The organism is Kineococcus arenarius subsp. arenarius (assembly GCF_050871845.1).
In the GTDB taxonomy this organism is placed as follows: domain Bacteria; phylum Actinomycetota; class Actinomycetes; order Actinomycetales; family Kineococcaceae; genus Kineococcus.
The window spans coordinates 1-9,926 of sequence record NZ_JBJLSE010000124.1 but is presented as its reverse complement, the minus strand read 5'-3'; the positions used below and the strand labels follow the sequence as shown (position 1 = coordinate 9,926).

The window sequence follows — 9,926 nt, the reverse complement described above, 5'->3', positions numbered from 1 at the left end:
CTGGCGGGCCACGGCGATCACGTCCCGGCGGAACTCGGCAGGGAAGGCCTTCGGCACGGTCATCATCCTTCCAGTGAGGACCATGATCCTCACAGGTCAGGAGTCAACCGGACCGGGGGCAGTCCCCCCCGACAGGCACGGTGAGACGAGCCGGCAACCCCCACACGCCCCTGCGTCGGGCGATGGCGCCGACCGCGCCCAGCGGTCCGCCCGTGAGGGCGGCGATCGCGAACCACCCGGCGTTCTCCACCCAGATGGTCGACGCGAAGACGTCGAGCAGTCGGCCGGCCCCGTAGTGCACGGCCAGTGCCGTGAACGAGGCCACGACTCCTGCGAGGACGCCGTGCACCGGCTGCCGGACGAGCCAGCCGGACAGGACAGGCAGCCCCGCCCAGACCACGCCCGCGTTGAGCACCTTGCTGACGGTCCAACGAGCCGTCAGCAACCCGTCCGCCTCACCCGACAACTGGCTCGTGGTCGCGACGTTGGAGGCGAGCGACAGCAGCGCCAGAACCACAGCGGCGGCGAGAACCAGCCACCACCTCTTGCCTGCCGCGACCGGAGCGCGGGTGCGGCCGCACCCGTCGCTGGGCAGCGCGGCGCCCCTTCCCGCACGGACCGGGCGCTCCGCCGGCGTTGACGCCCCGCGCGGCCGCTCACTCACGAGAGTTCCTCGACCGCAAGCCGCCGGCGGTGAGCGGCCACGGCGGCGAGCAGGGCAGATGCACGCACGAGCACGGCTACGAGGCCCCAAGCGGCGGTGAGCACGCCCAGGCCGGCCGCACCGAGGCCGGAGAGCGTCATGACGATGAGGACGGTGTCGAGGCCGGAACCGCTCTCGAGCCCGGCGGGGCCGTAGGTCGCTGCGAAGCCCGACGACCAGCCAGTGGCGTTGATCAGGGGCTCGGCAACGACCAGTGGCAACCCGTAGGCGGTGCCTGCAGCAGCCAGTGGGTGGCGGATGATCCGGTCACCGCCGGGCACGCGGTGGGGGCGCAGGACGCGCGCCAAGGCGTAGCAGACGGTCGGTCCGACCATCGCGTAGACCACCGCCACCGCCGAGCCGAGGGCCCCGCCGAAGACTGCCCACAAAGGGGTCGGCACCGCGAGCCCGAGGGACCAGAGCGCCACGACCGACACGGCCGCCAGCGCGCACACACGACGTGGCGTGCTGGCCCGGCGCCATCCACGGACAGGGGCCGGCGCCGTGACCACGGGTTTCGCCCAGTGGTCCTGCATCCCCTCCACGTCCCTCACCCTGCCGCAGGGCGACACCCCTGGCAGTCCCACCACGCGAGCAGGCACCAGCGGTACACGACCTCTTCACCGACGCCCTGCGCTCCGTGGCGTCACCCGCCTCGACACCGCGCGCAAGTGCAGCGGGGCATCGGCCACCTCAGGATCATCGATCGTGCGCGCCGCCTCCGTAGGCCTGCACACGCGCGGTCATGGCCCTGCGCGCGATGCCTGCGGGGCCGATGACTCCTGCTGGCGCTCCGAGTCTGCAAGCTCGAAGATCATCGACTCGACCGGAGGCTCACGTGCTCGACGCCGTCCCCACCACTCAGACCCTGTGGTCGGCCGTCCACGCCGAACGGTCCGCCCTCGCCGAGGACTTGAAAGGGTTGAGCGCAGGGCAGTGGGCTCGACGCTCCCTCTGCACCCGGTGGAGCATCGAGGAGGTCCTGGCCCACCTCAGCGCAGCCGCCAGCACCGGGCGCGTGCGCTGGCTGCGCAGCATGCTCGCGGCACGTTTCAACCCCGATGTGCACAACGACCGGAGACTCGCGGAGCAGCGCGGCCGCACTCCCGCTGCGACCCTGGACCGCTTCCGGAGCCTCATCACCAGCACGACCGCACCGATGGGGCCCACCGCAGCCTGGCTGGGGGAAGTCGTCGTCCACTCCCAGGACATCCGACGCCCCCTCGGGTTGCCAGGGGAACCGCCGGTGTCGACGGTCACCGCCGTGGCGCGCTCCTACGCCGCCCGCGACTTCGCGGTCAACAGCCGCACCGCAGCGGCGGGCCTGTCGCTGCAGGCCACCGACGGGCCCTTCAGCACCGGCGAAGGGCTGCTGGTGAGCGGTACGACCCTGGCGTTGACCATGGCGATGGCCGGGCGCGGGAGCTTCTGCGATGAGCTGAGCGGGCCGGGCGTGAGCGTGCTGCGGGAGCGGTGCGCACCCTCGTGAGCGGATCAGCGCCGGAGGAAGTCGTCGGCTGCCGCCCTGCTCACCGGTGGGTCCGGGCGTTCGACGAGGACCCGGTCGAGGGCACGGCGTCCCAGCGGGCCCCATGCCGGTTTGCCGCCGGGCAGCCCGCGCTCTCCGTTCTGGCCCATCAGCAGCAGGAAGAGGCTCTTGAGCGCAGCCAGCCCACGGGCGCGGCGGACCGTCGCCTCGTCCGCCCGCCCGTAGGCGGTGAAGAACCGTGCGGCCGCACCGGGCGGCAACAGCACCCAGGCCGCCGCCAGGTCCACCGCCGGGTCACCGGCGAACAGGTCGCCGAAGTCGACGACGCCGGCCAACGTCCCGTCCGCCACGACGACGTTCGCCGGGTGCAGGTCGCCGTGCACCCACACCGGTGGCCCCTCCCACGCCGGGGCTGCGACGGCGTCGTCCCAGACGGCTCGCACGTCAGCCGCGTCAGTGCCGATCACGTCAGCGTCGAGGGAGCCGAGGAAGCAGTCGAAGCCGTCCGTGCAGTCCCTCGGGTGCGCGCCGCGGCCCGTGTCAGCCGGCGCGTCGGCGGGGGCCGGAACGTGCAGCGCCCGCAGGAACGCCGCCAGGGTGTCTGCGGCGTGCTCACCGCGGGTGATCTCCCCGCGGTCAAGCGGCTCACCCGGCACCCACGTCATGACCGTCCACAGCTTGCCGAACCGCTCCGACGGTGCACCGCTGCGCACCGGGACGGGGACGGGCAGCGGCAGGCACGGGGCCAGCAGCGGCAACCACCGGCGTTCCTGGAGCTGGTGGACGGGGTCGGTGTCCATGCGCTGCACCCGCACGGCCAGTGCCTCCCCCAGGCGCCACACCTGGTTGCCCCACCCGCCTTCCACCTCGCTCAGGGGCAGTTCGGCCAGGTCCGGGTGCTGCTCGCGCAGCAGGTCGCGGACGAGGTCCGCGGTGATCCCGGTCCCGTCCTCGATCTCGGCCATGCGGAGCAAGCTACGGAGGCTGCGCCTGTGGTGACCGCTGTGACACGGCCTCCTCACAGCACCGAGGTGCTTCCCGCACACGGCGCCGCCCGGGCGTGGGTCCCCTGCCCGGTTCCACGCCCGGACGCACGACGGCCGCCGCCACCCCGGCCTGAACACCATGATGTGATCGTGAACGCACGAGGTGTGGTCCGGGACTGGCACGACGAGGAAGGCTGGGGCGTGATCGACAGCCCCCGCACGCCGGGCGGTTGCTGGGTGCACTCCTCCACCGTCATGACCACCCAGGACGGGTTCCGTCCCGGCCAGGACGTCGCCTTCACCTACGAGCAGGGCGAGCAGGACAGGTACCGCTACCGCGCCCTGCGCGCCTGGCCCTGGGACGAGCAACCGGCTCAGCGGCCCGGCACCACGGTGTTCAACGACCGCAGCGGGGCCTTCACCAGCAGCCTCACCCTCAGCTACGACGACCCCGCAGCCGCCGAGGCCGCAGGAGCACCTCCGGCCGGGACGATGCACTGGCCGCCACCGCCGGCACCGGCCCTGGGCACGGTGACCGTCACCGTCTTCGAGACGACACCGGGACGCAACGAGGTCCGCATCGACACCCGCGGGACGCTGAACGAGCAGCTGGTGGACGCGGCCATCTCCGAACTCCAGCACGTGCGCCGACAACTGCCCCGCTGAGCAGACTCCCGCAGGGAGGGGCCGGCCGACTCCACGCTCCTGCTCGGTGCGCGGGTGATCGGGGGTACCGCCGCAGCCCGCTCCCGTTCCTCACCCCGAGGCGCCTCCTGTGCTTCGATGCCGGGGTGCACCGACCGGTCAGCGTCCTGCCCGTCCTCGCCGTCCTGCTCATCGCAGGGTGCTCAGACGAGCCCGAGACGGTGAACGAGCAGAACGTCGCCGTGTGCATCTCCCCCGAAGGTGACCTGCCCGCCACCGGGCGGATGGACGTGGAGTTCCGTCAGGACGGGAAGGTCTTGGCGACGGGGAGCGCGAACATCGGTGGGGCGGTGGGGGCCAGGGTGCCCAACGGCGAGATCGACGTCTACGTCAACGGTGAGCTGTACGGACACGCCGCCGGCTACACCCCCGGGACCCTCGATGAGGACGGCGAACTCCAGGGCGTGACCTACCTCAGCGGTCCCGGGTGTCCCGAGGAAGCCCCCATCGGCTAGCTCTCCTGCCCGACCGGGGACCGTGGAACCGCCCCGGGTCGAGCAACGGGATCATGGTCGTGGAGCCGACCGTGTGGTCGAACTCGCGGACCGCGGCCGCGATCCAGTCCGCGGCACTGACGTCGTCCGCCGACCGCCCGGACCTGTCGATGGCCGCGGCACCGCGCTCATGTCCACGAGCAGGGCAGCGGCCGCAGCACGTCCATGCTGTGACCAGGAACGTCACTTCCTCGTACCGCTCCTGCGGCGACGTCGACGCTCCTCAAGGACGAGCACGAACAGGCCCGAGACGAGAGCGGGGACGGTCGCGGAGAAGGCGGCACCCCAGTCCCTGTCGAACACCACGTGGGCGATCACCGCCGCGATCGTCCACAGCGCCGCGGCGGTCGCCAGCACCACGAGCACGAGCACGCCGTCGACGAGCGCGGCGAGCAGGCCGGCGATGCGCCAGTCGCGACGAGAACCCTGGCCACCACCCATGCTGGCGACAGTAGTAGCCCCGCGTCTCCGCTCCGCCTGATCCGACGCCCGTCGCGAACCAGGAAGCAGCCCACCGCCGGAGCCACGATCCCCTGCCCCACGGCCGAGCCGAGCGCTGAGGCCGTCGAGCGGTCCTCGGTGCAGACCAGCAACCCCGCCACGAAGCCGACGACTGCACCGGTGAGGTGCGTACGTGCGCTGCTCGCTGATCACGAGCGCTCCCAGCGGTGGGGGGGAAGACAGGGCGGTGACCGGCCGAGCTGACGCGCATCGTGGCAGTTCAGGCGACACCCGCGTCGGCGATGCGCCACGCCTCGGCCTCGCCGTCACGCACGAGGAGGCAACCCCGGGCGGTCGGGCCGTCCGGCACGGACGCGTCCGCCCCGTGCAGCTCGAAGGTCACCGGCACGAACGCCGCCTGCGCGTGCTCCTGCGCGTGGCTCTCACCCACCGCGCCCGGTGGACCACCGCACGCCGGGAGCACCACGGCGCTCAGCGCGACCCGCCCCGATCGGGAACTCGCGGGCAGGAGGACGCCGCGGTGCAGCGATGACTTCCCGGAGCGCAGCCGATCGACCCCGCACGGTCGAGTTCGCGCCGAAATCCCGTGCGCACGTCGTCGGCGCGTTCCTCGACAGGTTCGCCCGGCCCCCACCGCAGGGCGGAGGAGTTCACGACACATCACGATCGAGAGGAACACCGTGCTGACGCGCATCGCGGAGGGTGTGCTCGTCCACCAGAGCGAGCTCCTCCAGAACAACACCGTCGTCGTGCGGGGCCGAGCCGGAGCGCTGCTCGTCGACCCCGGGGTGCGCGACGCCGAGATGGCCTGCCTAGCGCACGACCTGCGCGAGGCGGGCCAGCCCGTCGTGGCGGGTTTCTCGACCCACCCCGACTGGGACCACGTGCTCTGGCACGCCGATCTGGGCGAAGCGCCCCGCTACGGCACGGCCGGCTGCGCGGCCTCCCTGCGGGACGTCCTCTCGGACGCGGACTGGAGGGCCCGCGCCGCCGAGGCGTTCCCGCCGGAGATCGCCGATGAGATCCCCCTGGACTCGTTCGGTCGCATCACCGGCCTGCCCACCGGGACCACGCAGGTCCCCTGGGAGGGCCCCGGGTCCGGGTCCTCGAGCACCCGGCGCACGCCCAGGGCCACGCGGCGCTGCTGATCGAGGAGCGCGGCGTCCTCATCGCCGGCGACATGCTCTCCGACGTCCTGGTCCCCGGTCACGGGTCCGTCGGCGGGGCCGATCAGGTCCAATGCCGGATCGAACCGGACCGCGCGCACGAGTGGCGACGGCAGCAGCGGCCAGCCGCAGGAGCACCGGTCAGGCCGCCACCACGACGGGCACCGCCAGCACCGCAGCCCCCACCAGCAGGCAGACCGCGTCCGCCCGCCGCCACGGCGCCGGCAACGCCCACGTGCGCGGCGGGCCACCCGGGACCGCCCCGCGCGCGTCCATCGCGGTGGACACCCGACCGGCCCGGCGCACGGCGTCCACGAGCAGCCCGAACGCCGTCGAGGCCAGCCAGCGGCCCCTCGACAGCGGTCCCGGACCGGGCCCGAGGCCACGGGCGCGGCGGGAGGCCGCCAGCTGCTCCCACGCGTCGGCCAGGGCGGACAGCAGCCCCAGGGCCGCCACGACGGCCACCACGAGGCGACCGGGCACCCGCAGCCGCTGCGCCAGGTGGTCGCCGGCCTCGGCCGGGTCCAGCCACGCCAGCAGCACCGCGCCCGGCAGCACCAGCACCGCCAGGCGCAGGGCGGCGGTCAGCGCCGCCAGGAGCGGCTCGCCCTGACCGGGCTCGCCCAGCAACCACGCCGACCAGCCCACCGACAGCGCCCCCACCGCACCGGGCAGCAGCCGGCGCGGCAGCGCCCGCCACCGGTCCACCACCAGCGGCAGGCACAGCAGTTGCGCGGCCAGCCCGGCCGCACCCGCCACCCACGTCGTCACCGCGAACGAGGCCGGCACCGCCAGCAGCGAGACCGCCAGCAGCGGCAGCGGCCCGCAGTGCCGCACCAGGGGCCCGGGCCCGGCGCTGCGCCGTTCGGCGGGCGTGGGCGGCACCCCCTCGTCCACACCGTGCACAGGCCCCCCCACAGGGTTGTCCCCAAAGCTGCGCCCACAGCTGTGGACGGAGGTGTGGACATCTCCCGGTGCGGACGGGCCCAGGGTGGGGTCGGCGCTCACGAGGCCCTCCCCACCGCGACCGGCGCGGCGGGCACGCCGCCGGCCACGCGGCGCCCCGCGTGCAGTCGCACCGCCCCCGTCCCCGCGGGGTCCACCGCCTGCACGAGCCGCTCGTCGTGGCTGCTGACGACGACCGCGGCCCCGTCGCGCGCCGCCGCCCGCAGCAGACCCACCACGACCGACCAGGTGCGCCGGTCCTGACCCACGCTCGGCTCGTCCGCCAGCAGCACCGCGGGCCCCGCCGCCAGCGCTCCCAGCAGCGCCAGGCGGCGCTGCTCCCCGCCGGACAGGCGGAAGGGGTCCACCTGGGCGCGGTGCGCCAGGCCCAGCAGCTCCAGCAGGGCGTCGGCCCGGGCGGTCGGCAGGCCCAGCGCCACGGCCGTCGCGGCGGCCTCCGCGCGCGCGGTGGTGCGCACGAAGGCGTGCTCGGGCGCCTGCGGCACCCACCCGGCGCGCGCCGCCAGCTCCCGCGAACGCCACCGCCACGGCTGCGGTCGCAACCCGCGCGCGAGCCCGGCGGCGGCGCTCAGCTCCCCGGTGGTGGGGCGGGTCAGCCCGGCGAGCACGCCCAGCAGTGACGACTTGCCGGAGCCGCTGACCCCCACCAGGGGCGTCACCGCACCGGCCGGGACCTGCACGTCCACGCCCGTCAGGACGCTCGCCGGTGGTGCCGGCCGCAGTCCGCGGCGCCGGCGCACCAGTCCCAGGCCCTGCCCGGTCAGGGCGTCGCCGTCCACGCGCAGGTGCGGTACGAGCAGCCCGTCGGGCACGTCGGCCGGGCGCGGGTCCGGGGTGCCGGGCAGCCAGAGCTCGCCGCCGCCCGCACCGGCGGCGAGCACCCGCCCGGGCGGGCCGTCGGCGGCGAGGTGGCCGTCGCCGTCCAGCAGCACGACGCGGTCCACGTGGGGGGCCCACCCGGCCAGGTCGTGGTCGACCACGACGAGGGTGCGCCCGGCCGCGGCGTGCAGGACGGCGGTGCGCACCGCCGCGGCGGTGGGCGCGTCGAGCATGGACGTCGGCTCGTCCAGCAGCAGCACCCCCGGCGCCAGGGCGAGCACCCCGGCGAGCGCGAGGCGCTGGCGCTCCCCGCCGGACAGGGTCGCCACCTCACGCTCGCGCCCGGCGTCGAAGCGGGCGGCCGCGTGGGCGGCCGCGACGCGCCGCCACACCTCCTCGCGGGGCAGGGCGAGGTTCTCCGGGCCGAAGGCGGTGTCGCGCCCGGCGGTGGTGGCCACGACGGCGTCCTGCGGGTCCTGCAGCAGCAGCCCCGCGGCGCCGGGGCGGGCGTCCTCGCCGCCCACGAGGACCTCGCCGGTGGCACCGGGACCACCGTCGGGGCCCTCCTCCAGCACGCCCGCCAGGGCGCGCAGCAGGGTGGACTTGCCGCTGCCGCTGGGCCCGGCGAGCAGGACGCGCTGCCCGGCGGGCACGTCCAGGTCCACACCGGCCAGCACGGGGCGGGCCGCGCCGGGCGGGGTGACGTCCAGGCCCCGCACCCGCAGGGCCAGGGGCGCCGCGTCAGCCACGGGCGCGGTGCTCGTGGCCCGCGGCGAAGGCGGAGAGGGCCCCGGCGCGCGCCAGCGCGCGCACCAGCGCCCACCCGCCCAGGCCCGCGATCAGGGCGCCGGAGACGGCGAAGAGACCCAGGTAGACGAGCTTCCAGTCCCAGCTCCACGCCGCCCAGTACGCGGACCACTCGTAGACGGACTCCAGCGACGCCGCCAGCACGCCGCCGAGGACGGCCACGCCCAGGCTCCAGCGCCGCCACAGGAACAGGGCCACGGCGATCTCGACGCCCAGGCCCTGGATGCCGCCGGAGACGAGCACGCCGGCGCTCCACCGGGTGCCGAGCAGCGCCTCGACGCTGGCGGCGACCACCTCGGCGAGCAGCGCGGCGCCGGGGCGGCGCACGACCAGGGCCGCGACGACGGCCGGCAGCAGCCACACACCGCTGACGAGGCCGGCGACGGGCGGGAAGAGGGCGAACAGCGGGTCCAGCGCGCTGTACGCGAAGTGCCAGCCCCAGAAGACGACGCCGAACGCGACGCCGAGGACGGCGGCGGTGACGAGGTCGACGGTGCGCCAGCGGCCGGCGGGCCGGCGGGTGCGCGTCTTGGCGGTGGTGCTCACGGTGACCTCCCGGGTGCAGGAGGGGGACCCGCGGCACGGGTGGCCACGGGTCGAGGATCGCCCGACTCCCTACGCCGGTGCTAACCGGGTCAGGTTCGAGGGTCTGCGGCTGCCCGCACTCTCAGCGCCCCACGGCGCTCCCCTGTCGTTCGCCGCACACCCTACCCCTGCCACCCCACCCACCCCTCCGTGATCTTGCACCGGTGAGGGTTCAACCGTGCAAGATCACGGAGGGGTGGGTGGGGTGGCGGGAGCGGGGCGCGGGGAGGCGGGTGGGGTCGGGGAGGATGGGGGCGTGCTGCGACACCTGCGTGGACCGGACGGCGGACCCTCCCGGGGGGTGCGCCTGATCACGATCGTGCTCGTCGTGGCGCTCGTGGCCGCCGGCGCCACGGCCCTGGCGCCGGTGCTGCGCTGGCTCCTGGACCTGCTGTAGGGCAGGGTTCGCGGCATGAGTCCCATCGTCTGGAAGCTCGTCGGCCCCGGCGCCGCCGTCGTCGCGGGTGCCGTCGCCAACCGCCTCACGAAGAAGATCTGGGTGACCGCCACCAAGTCGCAGCCCCCGGCGAACCCGGAGGACCCGGACGTCGGCTGGAAGGAGGCGGTCGCGTGGGCGCTCGCCTCCGGCGCGATCATCGGCGTGTCCCGCCTGCTCGTGGAGCGCCAGGCCGCGGTCCTGTACCGCAAGGCCACCGGCGAGCAGCCCCCCGGCCTGGGGAGCGGCCAGGCGGCCTGAGCCTGCCGGCGCCCGGGTGAGCACCGGTGCCCCGGGACGGGACGTCC

12 protein-coding genes, 1 pseudogene and 1 riboswitch are annotated in these 9,926 nt (G+C 75.0%); of the genes and pseudogenes, 5 read left to right on the top strand and 8 right to left on the bottom strand.

Annotated features, from left to right (window positions below):
- Positions 1 to 103 precede the first annotated feature (103 nt).
- Together ACRYM0_RS19125 and ACRYM0_RS19120 are read right to left on the bottom strand one after the other, a co-directional pair.
- Positions 104 to 517: a hypothetical protein gene (locus ACRYM0_RS19125; RefSeq protein ID WP_432507432.1), complete on the bottom strand. Its 414-nt coding sequence runs from the start codon at positions 515 to 517 to the stop codon at positions 104 to 106.
- Positions 518 to 660: 143 nt separating this feature from the next.
- Entirely contained in the window at positions 661 to 1,248 is a 588-nt protein-coding gene (locus ACRYM0_RS19120; RefSeq protein ID WP_432507431.1) for a hypothetical protein, read from the bottom strand.
- 293 nt (positions 1,249 to 1,541) lie between these two features.
- On the opposite strand from ACRYM0_RS19120, the gene ACRYM0_RS19115 reads away from it, so the two are divergent.
- Positions 1,542 to 2,192, top strand: coding sequence for a maleylpyruvate isomerase family mycothiol-dependent enzyme (locus ACRYM0_RS19115; RefSeq protein WP_432507430.1), 651 nt, complete (start codon positions 1,542 to 1,544; stop codon positions 2,190 to 2,192).
- Positions 2,193 to 2,197: 5 nt separating this feature from the next.
- On the opposite strand, the gene ACRYM0_RS19110 is transcribed toward ACRYM0_RS19115, so the two are convergent.
- Positions 2,198 to 3,157, bottom strand: a complete 960-nt coding sequence (locus tag ACRYM0_RS19110; protein WP_432507429.1) for a phosphotransferase — start codon at positions 3,155 to 3,157, stop codon at positions 2,198 to 2,200.
- A 171-nt stretch (positions 3,158 to 3,328) separates the two neighbouring features.
- Here ACRYM0_RS19110 and ACRYM0_RS19105 point away from each other — a divergent pair, with 171 nt between their 5' ends.
- On the top strand, positions 3,329 to 3,844 hold the full coding sequence (locus ACRYM0_RS19105; RefSeq protein WP_432507428.1) for a hypothetical protein: 516 nt from the start codon (positions 3,329 to 3,331) through the stop codon (positions 3,842 to 3,844).
- 125 nt (positions 3,845 to 3,969) lie between these two features.
- Positions 3,970 to 4,338, top strand: coding sequence for a hypothetical protein (locus ACRYM0_RS19100; RefSeq protein WP_432507427.1), 369 nt, complete (start codon positions 3,970 to 3,972; stop codon positions 4,336 to 4,338).
- Positions 4,339 to 4,560: 222 nt separating this feature from the next.
- Here the strand turns inward: ACRYM0_RS19100 and ACRYM0_RS19095 are convergent, their stop codons facing one another.
- Complete coding sequence (locus tag ACRYM0_RS19095) at positions 4,561 to 4,818, bottom strand: hypothetical protein (protein WP_432507426.1); 258 nt, start codon at positions 4,816 to 4,818, stop codon at positions 4,561 to 4,563.
- Positions 4,819 to 5,098: 280 nt separating this feature from the next.
- Positions 5,099 to 5,269: a hypothetical protein gene (locus tag ACRYM0_RS19090; RefSeq protein WP_432507425.1), complete on the bottom strand. Its 171-nt coding sequence runs from the start codon at positions 5,267 to 5,269 to the stop codon at positions 5,099 to 5,101.
- Positions 5,270 to 5,519: 250 nt separating this feature from the next.
- Here ACRYM0_RS19090 and ACRYM0_RS19085 point away from each other — a divergent pair.
- Positions 5,520 to 6,106 (top strand): annotated as a pseudogene (locus ACRYM0_RS19085) (MBL fold metallo-hydrolase); the annotation flags it as partial.
- A gap of 40 nt (positions 6,107 to 6,146) precedes the next feature.
- On the opposite strand, the gene ACRYM0_RS19080 reads toward ACRYM0_RS19085, so the two are convergent.
- The 3 genes from ACRYM0_RS19080 to ACRYM0_RS19070 form a co-directional block, all read right to left on the bottom strand.
- Positions 6,147 to 6,890, bottom strand: coding sequence for an energy-coupling factor transporter transmembrane component T (locus tag ACRYM0_RS19080; RefSeq protein WP_432507424.1), 744 nt, complete (start codon positions 6,888 to 6,890; stop codon positions 6,147 to 6,149).
- A 119-nt stretch (positions 6,891 to 7,009) separates the two neighbouring features.
- Entirely contained in the window at positions 7,010 to 8,539 is a 1,530-nt protein-coding gene (locus ACRYM0_RS19075; RefSeq protein WP_432507423.1) for an ATP-binding cassette domain-containing protein, read from the bottom strand.
- A complete protein-coding gene (locus ACRYM0_RS19070) occupies positions 8,532 to 9,143 on the bottom strand; it encodes an ECF transporter S component (RefSeq protein WP_432507422.1) in 612 nt (203 codons plus the stop codon). Before ACRYM0_RS19070 ends, ACRYM0_RS19075 begins: the two co-directional genes overlap by 8 nt.
- 49 nt (positions 9,144 to 9,192) lie before the next feature.
- Positions 9,193 to 9,297: riboswitch (TPP riboswitch) on the bottom strand.
- Positions 9,298 to 9,594: 297 nt separating this feature from the next.
- On the opposite strand from ACRYM0_RS19070, the gene ACRYM0_RS19065 reads away from it, so the two are divergent.
- Positions 9,595 to 9,879: a DUF4235 domain-containing protein gene (locus tag ACRYM0_RS19065; protein ID WP_432507421.1), complete on the top strand. Its 285-nt coding sequence runs from the start codon at positions 9,595 to 9,597 to the stop codon at positions 9,877 to 9,879.
- The last annotated feature ends 47 nt before the right edge of the window (positions 9,880 to 9,926 follow it).

What these genes read in the sequence shown, in the direction of transcription:
- ACRYM0_RS19110 (WP_432507429.1), bottom strand. Translation starts at nt 3,157, where the DNA reads ATGGCCGAGATCGAGGACGGGACCGGGATCACCGCGGACCTCGTCCGC.
- ACRYM0_RS19095 (WP_432507426.1), bottom strand. Translation starts at nt 4,818, where the DNA reads ATGGGTGGTGGCCAGGGTTCTCGTCGCGACTGGCGCATCGCCGGCCTG.
- ACRYM0_RS19065 (WP_432507421.1), top strand. Translation starts at nt 9,595, where the DNA reads ATGAGTCCCATCGTCTGGAAGCTCGTCGGCCCCGGCGCCGCCGTCGTC.